Source organism: Shewanella sp. Actino-trap-3 (genome assembly GCF_002836275.1).
GTDB lineage: Bacteria > Pseudomonadota > Gammaproteobacteria > Enterobacterales > Shewanellaceae > Shewanella > Shewanella psychromarinicola.
This window is the reverse complement of the sequence record NZ_PJCE01000001.1, coordinates 2,979,550-2,997,980: the sequence shown is the minus strand read 5'-3', so window position 1 is coordinate 2,997,980 and position 18,431 is coordinate 2,979,550. Positions and strand designations below refer to the sequence as shown.

16 protein-coding genes are annotated in these 18,431 nt (G+C 44.7%); 9 read left to right on the top strand and 7 right to left on the bottom strand.

What is annotated here, in order from left to right; translation table 11 throughout:
• Positions 1 to 82: 82 nt before the first annotated feature.
• The 3 genes from CXF80_RS12825 to argE all read right to left on the bottom strand — a co-directional run bounded on the left by CXF80_RS12825 (position 83) and on the right by argE (position 4,571).
• Entirely contained in the window at positions 83 to 622 is a 540-nt protein-coding gene (locus tag CXF80_RS12825) for a DUF1439 domain-containing protein (protein ID WP_101033236.1), read from the bottom strand.
• Positions 619 to 3,267, bottom strand: a complete 2,649-nt coding sequence (gene ppc, locus CXF80_RS12820; RefSeq protein ID WP_101033235.1) for a phosphoenolpyruvate carboxylase — start codon at positions 3,265 to 3,267, stop codon at positions 619 to 621. The genes CXF80_RS12825 and ppc overlap by 4 nt, the downstream gene beginning before the upstream one ends.
• 152 nt (positions 3,268 to 3,419) lie before the next feature.
• Positions 3,420 to 4,571: an acetylornithine deacetylase gene (argE, locus tag CXF80_RS12815; protein WP_101033234.1), complete on the bottom strand. Its 1,152-nt coding sequence runs from the start codon at positions 4,569 to 4,571 to the stop codon at positions 3,420 to 3,422.
• A 261-nt stretch (positions 4,572 to 4,832) separates the two neighbouring features.
• Here argE and argC point away from each other — a divergent pair, with 261 nt between their 5' ends.
• From argC to CXF80_RS12780, 7 genes are all read left to right on the top strand, one after another.
• A complete protein-coding gene (gene argC, locus CXF80_RS12810; RefSeq protein WP_101033233.1) occupies positions 4,833 to 5,813 on the top strand; it encodes an N-acetyl-gamma-glutamyl-phosphate reductase in 981 nt (326 codons plus the stop codon).
• Between the two features lie 30 nt (positions 5,814 to 5,843).
• Positions 5,844 to 6,623, top strand: coding sequence for an acetylglutamate kinase (argB, locus tag CXF80_RS12805; RefSeq protein WP_101033232.1), 780 nt, complete (start codon positions 5,844 to 5,846; stop codon positions 6,621 to 6,623).
• 14 nt (positions 6,624 to 6,637) lie between these two features.
• Positions 6,638 to 7,543, top strand: a complete 906-nt coding sequence (locus CXF80_RS12800) for an ornithine carbamoyltransferase (RefSeq protein WP_101033231.1) — start codon at positions 6,638 to 6,640, stop codon at positions 7,541 to 7,543.
• A gap of 75 nt (positions 7,544 to 7,618) precedes the next feature.
• Positions 7,619 to 8,842 carry an argininosuccinate synthase gene (locus tag CXF80_RS12795; RefSeq protein WP_101033230.1) on the top strand — a complete coding sequence of 408 codons (1,224 nt, stop codon included), beginning with the start codon at positions 7,619 to 7,621 and terminating at the stop codon, positions 8,840 to 8,842.
• A 142-nt stretch (positions 8,843 to 8,984) separates the two neighbouring features.
• Positions 8,985 to 10,349, top strand: coding sequence for an argininosuccinate lyase (gene argH / locus CXF80_RS12790; RefSeq protein ID WP_101033229.1), 1,365 nt, complete (start codon positions 8,985 to 8,987; stop codon positions 10,347 to 10,349).
• Positions 10,350 to 11,205: 856 nt separating this feature from the next.
• A complete protein-coding gene (locus CXF80_RS12785) occupies positions 11,206 to 11,589 on the top strand; it encodes a DUF3302 domain-containing protein (protein ID WP_101033228.1) in 384 nt (127 codons plus the stop codon).
• Between the two features lie 2 nt (positions 11,590 to 11,591).
• Complete coding sequence (locus CXF80_RS12780) at positions 11,592 to 12,737, top strand: HlyD family secretion protein (protein ID WP_101033227.1); 1,146 nt, start codon at positions 11,592 to 11,594, stop codon at positions 12,735 to 12,737.
• A gap of 286 nt (positions 12,738 to 13,023) precedes the next feature.
• Here CXF80_RS12780 and CXF80_RS12775 read toward each other — a convergent pair whose 3' ends face one another.
• The 4 genes from CXF80_RS12775 to CXF80_RS12760 all read right to left on the bottom strand — a co-directional run bounded on the left by CXF80_RS12775 (position 13,024) and on the right by CXF80_RS12760 (position 17,671).
• A complete protein-coding gene (locus CXF80_RS12775; protein ID WP_101033226.1) occupies positions 13,024 to 15,327 on the bottom strand; it encodes a xanthine dehydrogenase family protein molybdopterin-binding subunit in 2,304 nt (767 codons plus the stop codon).
• A complete protein-coding gene (locus CXF80_RS12770; protein WP_101033225.1) occupies positions 15,311 to 15,790 on the bottom strand; it encodes a (2Fe-2S)-binding protein in 480 nt (159 codons plus the stop codon). The genes CXF80_RS12775 and CXF80_RS12770 overlap by 17 nt, the downstream gene beginning before the upstream one ends.
• An 18-nt stretch (positions 15,791 to 15,808) precedes the next feature.
• Entirely contained in the window at positions 15,809 to 17,107 is a 1,299-nt protein-coding gene (locus CXF80_RS12765; RefSeq protein ID WP_101033224.1) for a cytochrome c, read from the bottom strand.
• 351 nt (positions 17,108 to 17,458) lie between these two features.
• Positions 17,459 to 17,671 (bottom strand): hypothetical protein, encoded by a 213-nt coding sequence (locus tag CXF80_RS12760; RefSeq protein ID WP_101033223.1) that lies wholly within the window; start codon positions 17,669 to 17,671, stop codon positions 17,459 to 17,461.
• Positions 17,672 to 17,840: 169 nt separating this feature from the next.
• Between CXF80_RS12760 and CXF80_RS12755 the strand changes: the two genes are divergently transcribed.
• Positions 17,841 to 18,158 carry a hypothetical protein gene (locus CXF80_RS12755; RefSeq protein WP_101033222.1) on the top strand — a complete coding sequence of 106 codons (318 nt, stop codon included), beginning with the start codon at positions 17,841 to 17,843 and terminating at the stop codon, positions 18,156 to 18,158.
• 2 nt (positions 18,159 to 18,160) lie between these two features.
• Positions 18,161 to 18,418, top strand: a complete 258-nt coding sequence (locus tag CXF80_RS12750) for a hypothetical protein (RefSeq protein WP_101033221.1) — start codon at positions 18,161 to 18,163, stop codon at positions 18,416 to 18,418.
• Positions 18,419 to 18,431 lie beyond the last annotated feature (13 nt).

Below are 18,431 nucleotides of genomic sequence, written 5' to 3'. Positions count from 1 at the left end.
CTTTCTAGACTATGTGCATGTAGGTAAGTTTGAAGCAATAAAAAAGCACCCTAAGGTGCTTTCTATTACTGTGACAATAACATTAAAATTTCACTACGAGTTTACCTTGTTGCACCGCAATTTCTTTAGTCATTTTCGCCATTAATGCTTGATTACTGTCGCGAGTGTCTAAGGTATACACTGGCTGGTTTTCAAGGTAATTACGTAAAAAACCCATTAATTGTGGGGTAACTTGGCTGATGTAACGCTCAATATCAGCGGGTTCTGACTCAACCCTCACTAAATCTAACTGACGCAGATAAACGCTTTTGGTATTAGTGTCATACCAAGGCACCGCTTCAAATGTAGTCTTCAGCTTGGCATGAATGGGTAGTAACGGATTATTGACAATAATAATTGTTGCTGCCGTGACTGCCATGGTATCGGGTTTAGCGCCTAATACCACTTGCATGTCATTGAGCTTCACTGAGACACCAATTAACTTGTTGCCTTGCTTGACTTCAAAGTGCATGTCTTTATTAAGGTATTGCTCTATTTCAGACTCGGTGATGCTGTACTGACTGGCACAGCCAGTCAGTAACAATAACAGTCCAAGCCCAAGGGTTTTGATTAAGGGTATCATCCAGTGTTTCTCATTCCTGCTGCTACGCCGGCAATGGTCAGCATTAATGCTAGCTGAACATGCTCAGACGGCTCAACTTCTCTACGTGTACGGGCTAATAGCTCGGTTTGTAAAAAGTTAAGAGGGTCTATGTAAGGGTTGCGCAGTTTAACAGATTCACGACTCCAAGGTGTATGTGACATTAACTCTGTTGCTTGGGTTAATGACAATACTGCGTCAATGCCCAGTTGCAGACGTTGACGTAGTTTGACCCCTAAATGATGTAGTTCTGGCTTAACTAAACACAGCTCATAGTATTTCGCCAAGTTAGGCTCTGCTTTGGTGTACACCATTTCTAGCATTGAAATACGGGTTTCAAAGAATGGCCATTGTTGTTCCATCTCGCGTAATAGTTCAAGCTCGCCGCGATCTGCCGCATCTTGTAATGCTTCGCCAGCACCAAGCCAAGCCGGTAACATTAAGCGATTCTGTGACCACGCGAAAATCCATGGAATGGCACGTAAACTTTCAATACCACCGTCGACTTTTCGTTTAGCTGGGCGACTGCCTAATGGCAGTTTTCCTAATTCAACTTCTGGTGTGGCGGCTCTAAAATACGCAACAAAGTCAGGTTCCTCACGAACAATACCGCGATAATGCAGCACCGATTCTTCAGCAATGCGTTGCATGCAATCTCGCCACGCTTTTTTAGGCTCAGGAGGCGGTAATAATGTCGCTTCCATCACCGCGGAGGTATATAGGGCTAAGCTTTGGACTGCCAATTTAGGTAAACCAAACTTAAAACGGATCATTTCGCCTTGTTCTGTCACGCGGATACGGCCATCAACCGAGCCTGGTGGCTGCGATAAAATCGCTTTATGAGCCGGTCCGCCGCCACGACCGATTGAACCGCCACGACCATGGAACAACATTAATTTAACGTCGGCTTTTTTACACACTGCAACTAATTGCTCTTGTGCACGGTATTGTGCCCAAGCTGCTGCCATTACGCCGGCATCTTTAGCGGAGTCAGAATAACCAATCATGACTTCTTGCATACCTTTGGTGTAACCTCGATACCAATCAATGTTCAGTAGCGAAGTCATGCAATCAGCTGCACCCTCTAAGTCAGCGAGGGTTTCAAATAATGGGACTACATGCATCGGGTTAGTGCAACCAGCTTCTTTTAACAGTAATAATACGGTTAATACGTCAGATGGCTTGCTGGCCATTGATATTACATAAGAGCCCAGTGCATTAACTGGCTGCTGGGCGACTAAGTTGCAGGTTCTGACAACTTCAGCGACATCATCAGTAGGTTTCCAATTTGTTGGGATAAGCGGACGTTTACTGGTTAATTCGCGCAGTAAAAAGGCTTGTTTTTCATTTTCGTCCCAATGATTGTAGTCGCCCATGCCCAAATAACGGGTAAGTTCAGCTATTACGTCACTGTGGCGTGATGCATCTTGACGAATATCTAGGCGTAGCATGTGAATACCAAAACACGCTAAACGGCGCAGGATGTCGAGTAATAGTCCATTGGCGATCAACTTCATACCGCAATCGGATAAGCTTTTGTAAAGTAGCTCTAGTGGTTGCAGTAAATCAGTTTTGTGCCAAATCAGCTCGCGGGTATCTATGTCTGGTTTTTTGCCTTCAAGTCGGGCATTAAGGTAATCGATGGTGTTACGTAATTGACCACGCAATTGGCGTAATACATCGCGGTACGGTTCTTTGCTGTTGTCGGTTAACGCTGATAATTCAGCATTAGCTTGATCCATCGAAAGTTCGCCAAGCAAGGTCACAATATCTTTTAAGTACAGTCTTGCTGCAGCATGGCGATTACGGTCGAGTACCTCTTGGGTAACGATTGAAGTCACAAATGGGTTGCCATCACGATCGCCGCCCATCCAACTTGAAAATCTGACTGGACATACATCAATAGGCAGCTGTTGTCCGGTTTTTTGTTCAACTTGATCATTGAGTTGACGCAAAAAATCAGGGATAGCCTGCCATAATGAGGTTTCGATAGTGCTTAACCCCCAGCGAGCTTCATCAACGGGTGTAGGGCGTTCGCTGCGGATTTCGTTGGTATGCCAAATTTGGGCAATAAGTTGACGAAGACGCAGGGTGCTTTGTCTGCGTTCGCGCTCCGTTAGCTGTTTGTTCTCTTGCTCGGTTAAGCAATCAACTACCCCAGCGTACTTTTGAATTAACGTACGACGTGAAATTTCTGTTGGATGCGCGGTTAATACTAAATCGATGTCTAAATCTTTTAAGCACTCAATGACATCTTTTTTGTCTAAATCGGTATCCAGCATGTGTCCGAGTAACTGTTCTACTGGATCGGGCACGCACACGAGCTCGTCGCAATTGCGGCTAATGGTATGAAATTGTTCTGCGATATTGGCTAAATTTAAAAATTGGTTGAAGGCTTTAGCGAAAGGCACCAGTTCTTCGTCAGGTAAAGCCGTTAATAATGCGAGCATTTGCTCGCGAGAGGCTTCGTCACCCTGGCGAGATTTCTTGGCTAAAATACGAATTTGTTCTACTTTTTCTAAAAATGCACCACCTAAATGGTTTTGCATCGTTTCACCTAATATCTGACCTAAATTTCCTACATTTGATCGAAGTGACGCATACATATCTGCCGTTTGCTCTGTCATACTAACTCCCCAAAAAAAGAACTACTTTGTCAATACTCAACCATTACAATACCCAGCGTATCAATATCGGTCAATACACGGGTGGTGTGTTTAGTAATTTTATTTCGTAAAAATATTACATTTATATGATTAAAAAAACCTAACCGAGACGATTACTTCATACATGCGTGATAAATCATTTTCTTAATTAACTCGACCGTGGGCGTTAGGTATTCTAAGCCAATAAATTCGTCTGGCTGATGAGCTTGGTTAATACTCCCTGGGCCCAATACTAAGGTTTGGCAGCCCAGTTTATTAATATAGGGGGCCTCGGTTGAATAGTTCACCACTTCGGCATCATGTCCAGATAACTCTGCCACCAATTTGGTCCACGGATTATCTGCTTTTCCAGCAAACGATTCTGCACCTGGGTACAAAGTACTGACACTAATGCTACCAGGATACTCCTTACTGATATCGGATAAGTAGTTCAATACCATTAATTCGAGTTCAGCTAACTCCATGCCAGGTAATGGGCGAATATCTAAGTGTAAATCGCAGCAGCCACAAATACGGTTGGCAGCATCACCACCATGAATATGGCCAAAGTTCATTGTTGGGTAAGGCACTGTAAATGCATCTTCGCGATAATTTTCACTTAGGTGCTGTTTTAGTGTCATTAGCTGACTAATAACTTTATGCATAACTTCAATGGCATTGAGGCCGCGCGCTGGATCTGATGAATGGCCACTGCGACCAATCACACGGATCCCTTGAGCTAAGTGACCTTTATGCATATAGACAGGTTTTAAGCTGGTGGGTTCACCAATAACCGCATAATCAGGGGCCACGGCTTTGGAATCGGCGAACGCTTTGGCACCGCTCATGGTGGTCTCTTCATCCGCGCTGGCAAAAATAGTCAACGGGCGTTTAAATTGGTCCAGTGGCATGTCTTTTAATGCTTCAAGCACTAGTGCAAAAAAGCCTTTCATGTCACAGGTGCCTAAACCATACCAGCGATTATCTTTTTCAACCATCTCAAATGGGCTCTGGCTCCAGAGGCCTTCGTCAAATGGTACGGTATCGGTATGGCCTGCTAATAATAACCCGCCGCTGCCAGAACCTATTCTGGCAATAAGATTTTGCTTGTTACGTGAATCTTCTACTGTAGGCGTTTCACATTCAAAACCAAGCTCGCTAAACCAGTTTTGCAACAAGCTGATAACTGCATGGTTACTCATATCGTCTTCAGCTTCGATTGCACTGACTGATGGCGCTGCAATCAGCTGTGTAAAACAACTTTTTAGATTTGGGAGTGTGCTCATGGGTTATCCTAAAAATAATATTTAAAATACTTATTCACATATATTGCATAATTAATATTGTGTGGTAGTCTAGCAAACAGCATTAACCGACACCATAAATAGAACGATAAAAATGAAAATAAATATGTGCTTTCTCGCTGCTCAATCCACTATATCAATAATCAACGCGAACGTCCTGCGACGATAGTCCGAAATTAGACGGATCCCGTCTACATAGTCTATGCTGACACTTTCTATCACTATCAAAAAGAAAACAAACTTATGAAAAGCATCGCAATTATTGGCGCCAGTGGTTACACAGGTGCACAAATCACCTCGTTGATTAACGCAGACTGCAATCTCAGCGTTCAAGGGTTGTATGTGTCGGAAAATAGTGTAGATAAAGGTCGTAAATTAGCCGACTTATACCCTACATATAGCCACATGGCTTACACGCTTTCGCCGCTATCAGATGAGGCTAAAAAGCGAATCGTTGCCGAAGCCGATGCAGTGGTATTAGCGACTGAGCATTCAGTGAGCCTAGAGCTTGCCGCATGGTTTTACCACCAAGGTCTGGCAGTGTTCGACTTAAGCGGTGCATATCGTTTTGCTGATGTGGCACAGTATCCTAAATGGTACGGCTTTGAGCATACTCATCCTGACGTATTAGCTCAGGCGGTATATGGTCTAGCAGAGTGGAATAGCGAGCAGATTAAACAAACCAGAATGATTGCTGTGCCAGGTTGTTACCCCACAGCGTCGCTCACTGCATTAAAACCATTAAAGTCGTTATTAACCTCGATGTATCCGGTGATTAATGCCGTTAGTGGTGTCACTGGTGCGGGTCGTAAAGCGCAACTGCACACTAATTTTTGCGAAGTCAGCTTAACGCCATACGGTGTGTTAGGCCACAGACACCAGCCTGAAATTGCCATACATTTAGGCCAAGAAGTGATCTTTACGCCGCATTTAGGTAACTTTAAGCGTGGTATTTTAGCGACGATAACCGTACAACTAAAACCAGGTATCACCGAAGCCGATGTGATCAAAGCTTATAGCGTGTATGACAACGCACCCATCGTGACGGTAAAGCATAATCAATTTCCTAAAGTGGATGATGTCGTCAATACACCAAATTGTCATTTAGGTTGGAAATATGATGCCAATAGCGGTTATTTAGTGGTCGCCAGTGCGATTGATAATTTAATGAAAGGTGCTGCGAGCCAAGGGCTACAGTGCATTAAAATCCATTTCGGTGTGTAATCGGATCGCATTAGTAAAGGAATAAGAATCATGGCGACAAAATCTGTATTAGTATTAAAAGTGGGTGGTGCATTACTCCAGTGCGAAATGGGTATTGCGCGTTTAATGACAGCCGCAGCAGAAATGCTTACTGCAGGTCAGCAAGTCATATTAGTCCATGGCGGTGGTTGCCTAGTTGACGAACAGTTAGCCGCTAATGGTAAAGAAACTATTAAGCTCGATGGTTTACGTGTCACGCCAGAAGACCAAATTCCTATTGTGGTTGGTGCATTAGCGGGCACATCGAACAAAATTCTACAAGCCGCGGCTGCTAAAGCGGGCATTGTGAGTGTGGGCATGAGCCTAGGCGATGGCAACACGGTAAGTGCCAAAATTAAAGATGAGCGTCTAGGCCTTGTTGGTGAAGTTGAGCCAAAAGACGCCACCTATTTAAACTTTATTTTAGGCCAAGGTTGGATGCCAATTTGTAGCTCCATTGCCATTTCTAGCCAAGGTGAAATGTTAAACGTTAATGCTGATCAAGCGGCAACGGCGTTAGCTAAATTGGTTAATGGCACCTTAGTTTTATTGTCAGATGTGTCGGGCGTATTAGACGGTAAAGGCCAGTTAATTAACTGCTTAAATAAAAGTGAAATTGAATACTTAGTCGCCCAAGGGGTGATTGAAAAAGGCATGAAAGTTAAAGTGGAAGCCGCATTAGAAGTCGCGCAATGGATGGGAAAACCCGTGCAGATTGCTTCGTGGCGTGATGCTGAACAGTTAAAAACCTTAGTCAAAGGTGGGTCCGTCGGGACTCAAATACAACCTTAATGGAGTAGTAGTCTATGCAGCACCTATTGTCGATAAAAGAGTTAACTCAATCTCAGCTTTTAGCCATCATTGAACTGGCTAAAAAAATTAAGAACACCCCTGCTGAGTACCGTCGCGCCTTAGATGGTAAAAGCGTTGTGATGCTATTTGAAAAACCATCATTGCGTACCCGAGTCAGTTTTGATATTGGCATTAATAAATTAGGTGGTCATTGCTTATACTTAGATCAACAAAATGGTGCCTTGGGCCAACGCGAATCGGTTGCTGACTTTGCCACTAACATTTCATGTTGGGCCGATGCTATTGTGGCTAGAACCTACTCGCATACCACGATTGAGCAATTAGCTGAACATGGCAGCGTACCTGTTATTAATGCCTTATCAGACTTGTACCATCCGTGCCAAGCACTTGCTGACTTTTTAACGTTAGCCGAGCAGTTTGATGATGTGAGCCAAGCTAAACTGGCTTATGTGGGCGATGGTAACAATGTGACACACTCACTCATTTACGGCGCGGCTATTTTGGGCCTAACGATGACAGTGATTTGCCCTGAGGGCGCGTTCCCTGACGCATCAATCGTCAGCGAAGCACAAGCTTTAGCACAAAAAAATGGTGGCAAATTGACCTTAAGTGCTGACATTAATGCCATAGAAGGCCACGATGCTATTTATACGGATACGTGGATTTCAATGGGTGATGAAACACCGCTGGCGGATATAAAAGCCCGTTTTGCACCGTATCAAGTCAACCGTGCGTTAATGGCTAAAGCTGGGGCTAAATTCTTTATGCACTGCTTGCCTGCGCATCGCGGCGTGGAAGTGACCGACGAGGTGATGGACGGTGAAGGTTCATTGGTTTTACATCAAGCAGAAAACCGTATGCATGCGCAAAATGCAGTATTAGTCACCTTATTAAGTTAGTCTCATTATATAAGTCAATAGTGCCGTTGGCGTTATTAAATTAACTATATACGTAATCGATTTTAGGAAATAAACATGTCTAATGCAGTGAAAAAAACCGGCGTTAAAAAAGTGGTATTGGCGTATTCTGGTGGGTTAGACACCTCAGCCATTATCCCGTGGCTAAAAGAAACCTATGATAACTGCGAAATCGTCGCATTCTGTGCCGACGTAGGCCAAGGTGAAGAAGAGTTAGTGGGCTTAACTGAAAAGGCGTTAGCCTCAGGTGCCAGCGAATGTTATATCGTTGACTTAAAAGAAGAGTTGGTGGCAGATTACATTTACCCCACTATCGCAACGGGTGCTATTTACGAAGGTACCTATTTACTCGGCACTTCAATGGCGCGTCCAATTATTGCCAAAGCGCAAGTTGAAGTGGCCCGTAAAGTTGGCGCTGACGCGGTATGCCATGGCTGTACCGGCAAAGGCAATGATCAGGTACGCTTTGAAGGTTGTTTTGCGGCATTAGCACCAGACTTAAAAGTGATTGCGCCTTGGCGTGAGTGGGAAATGCGTAGCCGCGAAGACTTACTGGATTACCTCGCAGAGCGTAATATTAAAACCGCAGCTTCAGCGACTAAAATTTATAGCCGTGATGCAAACGCATGGCATATTTCCCACGAAGGTGGCGAGTTAGAAGATCCGTGGAACGAGCCATCAAAAGGCGTATGGACGTTAACCGTTGCCCCAGAAGATGCGCCAAACGAGCCAGAATATGTGTCGTTAGGCGTTAAACATGGCCGTATTACTCATGTAAACGATGAAGCTTTATCGCCATATGCTGCATTAATGACGTTAAACGACATCGCAGGTAAACACGGTGTAGGTCGTATCGACATTACCGAAAACCGTCTTGTGGGGATGAAATCACGTGGCTGTTACGAAACGCCAGGTGGAACGGTAATGTTTGCCGGTCTTCGTGCCATTGAAGAATTAGTCTTGGACAAAACCAGCCGTACGTGGCGCGAGCAAATTGCCGCCCAAATGTCGCACCTAGTGTATGACGGTCGTTGGTTTACACCACTATGTAAATCACTTATTGCTGCATCTGAATCATTAGCCGAATCGGTTAATGGTGATGTGGTCATTAAGCTTTACAAAGGCCAGGCAACGGCTGTTAAAAAACGTTCGCCAAACAGCTTGTATTCAGAATCTTTTGCCACCTTTGGTGAAGATGACGTGTACGATCAAAAACACGCTGAAGGCTTTATTCGTTTATATTCGTTACCAAGCCGTATTCGCGCGCTAAACGCTAAATAGAGAGTAAGCAAACAATATAAGGCGCTGCAAAGCGCCTTTCTTATAATCACTTTTGTTCATTTTTAAAAAAGCGATTATAAGAAAGTTGATATCAACTACACCGACATCATTGAATTGTAATATCAAAAAAGAGGATACCGAAATGGCATTATGGGGCGGAAGATTTCAGGGCGAAACCAGTGCACTTTTCAAATTATTTAATGACTCACTGCCAGTGGATTACCGCTTATTTGAACAAGATGTTGTCGGCTCTATCGCATGGGCAGACGCTATTGCCAGTGTCGGGATTATTACGGCTAAAGAATGTATCGACTTAAAAGCGGCTTTAAATGAACTGCTGGTGGAAGTGGGTAATGATCCACAGGCCATTATCAGCAACGGCGCGGAAGATATTCACAGCTTTGTTGAACAAAAGTTGATTGCCAAAGTCGGTGACTTAGGAAAAAAACTGCATACAGGTCGTTCTCGTAACGACCAAGTCGCGACTGATTTAAAGCTATGGTGTAAAAAAGAAGGTGCAGCTTTGCTGGCACGTTTAGGTACATTGCATGCAGAGTTAGTTGCCCTTGCTGAACGTGAAGTTGATGCGGTTATGCCGGGTTACACCCATTTACAGCGTGCACAGCCGATCACCTTTGGTCATTGGGCGTTAGCCTATGTGGAAATGTATGAGCGTGATATTAGCCGCCTGCAAGATGCGCTTAATCGTGCCGATACCTGCCCATTAGGTTCAGGTGCGTTAGCGGGTACCGCCTATCCGATTGATCGTCATGCGCTCGCATCAGCGTTAAACTTTGCTCGCCCAACCTTAAACAGCTTAGACAGTGTGTCAGATCGCGACCATGTGGTTGAATTATGCAGCGCAGCATCAATCAGCATGATGCATTTAAGCCGCATGGCCGAAGACTTAATTTTCTTCAACTCTGGCGAAGCTAATTTTATCTCATTGGCTGACGAAGTGACCTCTGGCTCGTCATTGATGCCACAAAAGAAAAATCCCGATGCATTAGAGCTTATTCGTGGTAAAACAGGCCGTGTTTATGGCAGTTTAATGGGCATTTTGACCACCATGAAAGCCCTGCCATTGGCGTATAACAAAGACATGCAAGAAGACAAAGAAGGCTTGTTTGATGTGGTCGACAGTTGGGCTATTTGTTTAGATATGGCGGCTTTAGTGTTGTCCGGCTTAAAAGTGAACCGTCCACAAGCGCTGGTGGCCGCACAACAAGGCTATGCTAATGCAACAGAACTAGCTGATTACCTTGTGGCTAAAGGTATGCCGTTCCGTGAAGCACATCACGTGGTGGGTGAAGTGGTGGTATTTGCTATTGCTCAGCAAAAGCCGATTGAAGATCTCACCGTGGCTGAGTTACAGCCGTTTGCCAATGTGATCAGCGATGACGTGTATCCTAACTTGACTATTGAAGCCTGTTTAGAAAAACGTGACGTATTAGGTGGCACTGCTATTAACCAAGTTCAAGCAGCGATAGCGGCTAAAAAAGCTTAATATTTGCATCGTTCGACGCTGGACGACTGCCTATAAAAGCCCTGTGGACATAAGTCGGCAGGGTTTTTTTGTGTTAATCACTCATGGACGAGGCTTACGCTAGCGAGTGAACCTTGTCCTCTTATTCAATGTTGCTGTCGGTTGATGATAGTTACTTGCTCAATCCTAATGCCTATATTCCCAGTCTGTGTTATTACACTATGGCGCCCGCGCCAGTATTGTGCGGCCTAAATATCGCTTTAGTTTTTCAGAACATATTCATTACGTTTGAAGTGAAAGGGTGACGGGTTAATGGCGTTAGTGCAACGTTATACCGTGAGCTTGCGGGTGGAAGGTCAGAGTTGATGGATCTTAAAGTGTATAAAGGTGCATTAGCCCAACGCAAAGGCCCTATGTGCTAGGCACATTGTATTAGAGCGCCGTCCTGCAGTACTTAGCCAATGAACTCATTATGTCACAGTGAAGAAGCCTGCTGCGTTAGGTGACTTTACGGTTGAGTCCTTGTCTGATGAACCATGGCAACCGGATGAGTAAGATATGTCGCGACTTGAGTTTTTGCTAAAATGGCAGAAGACTAAAGTTAAGCTATTGTTGCTTACATTATCTAAAGCCCGCGTTAGCAAATAACGTGGGCTTTTTTTGTGCATAAATAAACTCAAAACACCCATGCTTACAGCATTAATTCGTGCAAATAAGTAATGGAGGTAATGGCTATAAAATAGATAATCCGGTTAGTTTCTTTGTTGTTTCAATAATATCAATGTATTTTTATTAATCACTTCTATACTGAAATTGGCTTCACTGTTTATTTAAGTATATACACTTTATCGACAATAAATCGAAATTTGGAGGAGATATGTTTTTAGATTATTTTGCGCTAGGGATTATATTTTTTGTAGTGATATTTATTTTTTACGGCATTATTGCGATTCATGATATTCCCTACGAGATTGCGAAAAAACGTAATCATCCACAGCAAGATGCACTGCATATTGCCGGTTGGGTAAGCTTATTTACTTTGCATGCCATTTGGCCATTTTTATGGATTTGGGCCACGTTATATCGTGAAGATAGAGGCTGGGGGTTTAGTGATTCGAGAAAGCGAGAATTGATACTTGAGGGTGAAGTTAAAGAGCTAATGAATCATGTCACAGTACTAACAGATCGTTTGTCGCTATTAGAGCAACGTTCTGTCGTCACGACTCCTCCCGTTTCAGATGAACATTCACAAGAGGCATAAGCATGGACTTACTACTCATACTGACTTATACCGCATTTTGCATCGCAGTTTTTAAAGTATTTAAAATTCCGTTAACTAAATGGACCGTGCCTACGGCCATTCTCGGCGGAATTGTGTTAATTGGTACTTTATTAATTTTAATGAATTATAACCACCCCTATTCGAAATTTGCTCGCGAGTATTTCGTCACTATTCCGATTGTGCCCGCAGTTAAAGGATTGGTTATCGAAGTCAATGTTAAGCCGAACACACCAGTGAAAGAAGGTGAGGTGTTATTTAAAATTGACCCTACACCTTACCTTGCAATGGTTAAGCAAAAACAAGCTGCGCTAAAAGAAGCTGAGCTGCAAGTGCCGCAGCTTGAAGCCGCATTTCAGGTTGCAACTGCCAGAGTTGAACAAGCCACTGCAGATAAAGATCGTAGCGGATCCGCTTATCGTCGTTATGACGACGGTCGTAAAAAAGCCGGGCGTAATTCACCCTTTACTGAGCTTGAACTCGACAACCGCCGCCAGTTATACATTGCCTCATTAGCGCAACTTGATGGCGCCTTAGCAGAGGAACTGCGGACTCGTTTGGCCTATGAGTCAAATATTGACGGGGTTAATACCAAAGTGGCGGGCCTTCAAGCTGAACTCGCCAAGGCCGAGTATGACTTACAACAAACAGTCGTTAGGGCGCCGGCAAATGGTGTTGTGACGCAGTTGGCGCTGCGAAAAGGTGTTATGGCAGTGCCTTTACCATTACGTCCTGCATTAACCTTTATTCCGGATGAAACCCGATATTTTGCCGGTGCTTTTTGGCAAAACTCACTGTTACGCCTTAAAGAAGGTGATGAGGCTGAGGTGATAATTGATGCCATGCCAGGGCAAGTGTTTAAAGGCAAAGTCGCCAAAATACTGCCCGCAATGGCAGAAGGTGAGATCCAATTTAGTGGTAATTTACAGTCATCAAATAAGTTGTTTCACCGCGGCCGAGTCGTGGTGTTGATTGAGCTAGAAGATAACGCCATAAGGCAATCATTGCCTGCGGGTGTTGCGGGACAAGTGGCTATTTATACCGATCATTTTAGCCATGTTGCGGTCATGCGAAAGGTATTGTTAAGAATGCAGGGCTGGCTCAATTATTTATTTGCCGAAGGCCATTAGCCTTGTTGTATGGAGGCATTTGTGACGGATGACTATGACACATAAATGATCGGGATTATCGAGTCTGTGCTTGTTGTATTTGGTTTCGCCCGCTTCGTTTGGAGCAATACAGCGCTTTATCTGCGCGACTAAAGCGATCTTTCATTGAGCAGTCTCCGTCAGTTAGTGTGCTGTTGCTGATGGAGGTCGTAATCTTAATGCTTTGATTTGTGTTAATGATATTAAAATTGGTATGAAAAAGCCCGATACAAGGTATCGGGCTTTTTGTTAGCGGTGTTGTAAGCTACTACACTTTAGTGAGTGCACTTTTCAACTCGCTAGGCTTCATCGGGATTTTACGTAAACGTACACCGACTGCATTGTAGATTGCATTGGCAATAGCTGGGGCAACAGGGGTTACTGCTGGCTCACCTAATCCAGAAGGTGGCATTTTGCTTGGGATAAACTCAATTTTAACTTCAGGAGTTTGACCTAAGCGCAGAGGGGTATAGGTATTGAAGTTTGAATCTTTATACTGACCATTAAGCAGTTCAGTACCTTCGTATAACGCCATGGATAATCCCCATAATGCTGCACCTTGACACTGCGCTTCTGCGCCATTTGGATCAACAATAATACCGGCATCGATGGCGATATAAAGCTTTTGCACATTGACAATACCGTTGCTTTTGTCGACATGGACCTGTACCGCGCACGATACCCATGTTGGCATATCACGTTCTTGACCAAAGGTTGATGCTATTCCAAGCGCGGTATCTTTGGCTTGAGGTGTGCCCCAACCAATCATCTCGGCGGCTTTTTTCAATACTACGGCTTGGCGCGCAGCGCCGCCTTCGGCAACAGGCGTACTACCGGCATTGCGGCCTTCGGCGATCAGCATGTCTAAACGGAACTGCAATGGATCTTTACCTGCATGATGGGCGGCTTCATCCATAAAGCTTTCAACGGCCCAATTAGTCCAACCGGGCCCTACTGAACGTAACCAACCCGGTCTAAAAGTAGCCATGGCAAGATCGTTAGATACTGCCCGTACTTTTTGGGCGCCAACGCTATACCAATGGTCTGCGCCTGCAATTGAAAACGGATCATAGGGTTCGCCATTGGTACCTTTTGGCATAAAGCCAGGGACTAATGCTTGGGTTGGCCAACCTGCAGTGGCGTGATGTTCCATGGCGGTAACGATTTTTTTATCGTCAAAGGCCATTTTTAGCTGCTGTACTGAAGCTGATCTCGCGCTATCAAATAGCATGTCTTGTGGGCGCGTTAGCACCATTTTAACCGGTTTTCCGCCTAATGCTTTAGAGGTTAATGCGGCCGGAATAGTATAATCGCCGTTAAGTCTACGGCCAAAGCCGCCACCTAACATGTAGCTACGAATAACAATGTTAGCTTCATCTTCGCCTAATGCTTTGGCTAGTACGGGTAGCGTAAGTGACTGCCATTGAGTACCTGAATGCACTTCCCATACACCGTCTGGGTTTTTAAATACCAAGGCATTAAGGGGTTCCATTTGTGCATGCAATACCGTGCTGGTGATATATTCTTCGGCAATAGTGCTGCTGGCGCTGGCAAAAACGGGCTCAGTGTTACTATTGCCAGTGTCTAAAATACTGCCTTTGGTTTGATCGCCAAGCAGTGTTTTACCATGGGCAATAATATCTGCTTCAGACACGTTTGCCGTTTCACCCGCATCCCATGTAACCTTAACCAGTTTTGAGGCCTTTTGCGCCGCATTAAAGCTGCTGGCGATTACCATTAACCAACCAGGTACGCTGCCACTGGCATCGTCTAGCACGATTGTTTGCTGATAACCCTTTACTGCTTTTGCGGCTGAGTCATCAAACTTGACCACTTTAGATCCATAACGGGTCGGAGGTAAAATCGGGTTGGCGTATACCATGCCATCGACTTTAGCGTCGATACCAAATATCGTTTTACCGTTGGTTTTATTGGCGATATCAAGAGACGTCACTTGCTGGCCGACCAGTTTTAGGTCTGCATTGGGTTTAAGCGGCAGGGCTTTCAGTTCTTCTTCAGTAAACTGACGCGTTAAGCCCATGGTCACTAACTCACCATAAGACAGCTCGCCTTTGCTTGAGATGATTTTCCCATTACTGGCTTTACAGTCTTGTGGCGCAAGGCCCCATTTTTTAGCGGCAGCTTCAATTAACGCAGTACGACCGGCGGCGCCTGCTTGACGATATACCGGCCAACTTTGCGAAATAGACCAACTACCACCAGTGACCATGTAACCCCAGCGTGGGTCACTGTCGACATGGATAATTTCAATATCATCCCATGACGCTTCTAGCTCATCAGCAAGAATACGCGCAATAGCGGTGCCGACATGTTGGCCCATTTCTGAGCGCATAATGTTGACTTTAATTTTGCCTGCGGTGTCGATTGAATACCACAATGAAGGTTCGTAAATATCGCCTTCACTCGGGAGTACTTTACCGTCTGGGCTGGCAGGATCCATTGCCGCCATCAAGTGACGAGGAAAACCAAAACTGACACCGACAGCTGTCATGGCAATTAAAAAACCGCGGCGGCTCATGCCAACCGATCCACGTTTAGGCAGTCTGCTCATCGTTGCTCTCCTTGGTTGCGTTTGCAGCTTCATGAATGGCGCTACGAATACGAACGTAGGTCATACAGCGGCATAAATTTCCGCCCATCACAGCGTCAATGTCTTTGTCTGAAGGCTTTGGAATATCTTTTAATAATGCCGCCGCTTGCATAATTTGGCCCGACTGGCAGTAACCACATTGTGGCACTTGCAGCTTTTGCCAAGAAATTTGCAATGGATGGTCGCCTTTTTCTGAAAGACCTTCAATCGTAGTGATTTCGGCCCCTTCAACTGACGATATTGGGGTAATGCATGACCGTGTTGCTCGGCCGCCAACATGGACAGTGCAGGCACCACAAGTGCCAATGCCGCAACCAAACTTGGTGCCGGTCATGTTGAGTTCATCGCGAATTACCCACAGTAGAGGCGTATCACTCTCTACGTCGGCAGTCATCGGCTTGCCGTTTAAAATAAATTTTGCCATTGTCACTTCTCCAGTGAATTAGTGCTCAAATCGGGGTTGATTGCGGATCTCGCCCACTTGTTGTTGTAATTTCGGCCAGGTACTTTCCCCAGCGGTTTGACGCAAATAGGCTGCTATTGCGCTAATATCTTTATCGCTCAGCGCATCTCGGAATCCTGGCATTACCACGCCGCGGATCCCTTGATCGTTACGTACGCCATCGAGTATTACGTTAATCAGGTTAGTTGGAGCATCAAGATGGGTCGCCGAACCGATAGTAATCAATGGACGGCCTTTAACTAATTGGTCGCTATTGTAGTGGCATGCTTGACAAGCAGAAGCATACAAACGCGCGCCTTCATCAATCCGTAGATCCGGTTGTTGATGCTGCGCCGTTATTGCCGCCTGTAAAGTGCTGCTCGTTTGTGACTGGTCAGTTTTGTTCGTGCCGGCAAGATCGGCAAAATAACCGCTAATGGCCTGAAGATCGCTGCTGGGGAGCGCAGATAATCCTTTGTGCATCACCGGCGCCATTGGGCCTGCCGCACTGCCGTGATAAGGCGAGTTACCTGTGGTGAGGTATTCGTAAAAGTCTTGCGAACGCCAAGGGATCGGTGAAGTACTTGTTGAGGTTAATGACGGTGCTATCCAGCCATCAATGGCTGCGCCTTGGTACATTTGTGCATATTTTTCGCCGCCCAGCGCATTACGCGGAGTATGACATGCACCACAGTGAGCAATACCTTGAGCTAAATAAGCGCCACGGTTCCATTGGGCAGATTGCTGGCTGTTAACCTCAAAAGGTTGTGTGTCTGCAAACAGCAGTTTCCAACCGGCTTGAAACCATCGGATATTGAGCGGGAATGGAATACCGTTGTCTTTTTTGACTTGGCTGACGGCTGGGACTGACGTCATGATGTAAGCATAAATAGCGCTAATGTCATCGTCGGTCATTTTATTAAAGTGCTCATAAGGGAACGCCGGTAATAAATGATGTCCATCACGACTTACACCAGTGCGCATAGCGCGACTAAAAGCCGCTTCTGACCAGTTACCAATACCTGTTTCGACATCTGGGGTAATGTTACTTGAATAAATGGTGCCAAAATCAGTGTGCATTTCATAGTTACCGGCATAAGCCGTACCACCGGGCGGGGTGTGGCAAGTACTGCAATAACCTGCTGCGGCGAGGGTTTTGCCTTGTTCGATAACCTGTGGCGAATAATCTGTTTGAGCGGGTATGACGGGGTCAATTACAGGATTCCAAGCGTATAAACTGAATAAGCCGAGTCCAACAATAGCTGCGCAACATACGCCGTAAACGATGCGTTTTAGCATATTACATTGCCTTATTTTAAATAAAAAATGGTATTAAAAAGGGAATATCTCATCTCACGTTCCCTGTTCGACGTTGTATTATTATTGTGATTGGTCAAATATTAATCCTAAGCAAGGGAAGACCCTTTGTCCAGCAATGATATTAACTTATCTGTTTATGTCTTAGCATCACATAATACATCAGCAATGTGATGAGTGACACGTGGATTGAGAAATAATGAGCTTTAGTTAATCTGCTGTTAACTAACCGGTTTATAGGTTGACGCTATGTTGCGGTAATCATAGGGATCTATCAGTAATGTCAGCGGCCAAACTGCATTGACCGGCCGTTGGAGACGCTGACTAAAAAAACTATTTAACCTCAATTAGGGTTAATAGATGGGATAAATAAGCCAAAATGAGCATATTTACCGTTAATACGATTGCTTTAAGGCATGCGGCGACGTTACTCGGCGATTCACTTATCTGTGGCCTGCCGGTTTCATCGTCATAGCGAGCGTTAATGTCGTCGTTATTTTCCTGGGTGGTTATTTTTTTACAGCGATTACTTGCAAAAGTGATCATTTTTTTGCAGTAATAATTATGCCACCAGAGGTCGTTACTGCGTTATCAGATCACTGATTGAGGATTGTTTTTAAGGTTTATTGACAATCTACTTGTATTACTCGAGCACATTCTGGATAATTAATACAAATCATTATCATTTGCATTAATTATCTTGAGACCTTATCAAATGGAACTTGTCAGTGTATCTTTTTTATGGCTTGGTTGTTTATTTGCCTATTTGGCATCTGATAAACAGCAGCTTATCAGTTTTCCTTTGCCTAAATTACTGTCTTGGAGTTCATGCGGTATAGCGGTGTTGTTCGCTTTGTGGGGATTTAGCCATTCTTACAGTGTATTAGTGGCCAGTTTAGTGGTGCTGATTTGTATGATGACCATGTGGATATTACTGGTGCTGGTGGCGTCGCATTATAAAGGTCGCAGTATTTGGGTGAGCTCGTTAGGCTTTGCGCTATTTGTCAGTATCGTGCTGGTTGGGGTTAAATAATCATGTGGCCTAAGTCATTTTCGGCATTTTTGTGGGGATTATTATTGGCAATCAGTTTAATGCTCATGGTATTTCGGATCTTACCTGTGGATGTCGATGTAAAACTCTTTGTCGGGCTTATGCTGGGTTTTTGTGTGTGGGTTATGGTGATGGCATTTTGTTATAGCCGTAATAGCGCAAAGGCCGCCAGCTTGGTGTGTGCAAAATGGCTTGTGGCCAGTAGCCTTATCAATGCATTGTTATTTTTTTCTCAAACCTAAGTAATGAATACCT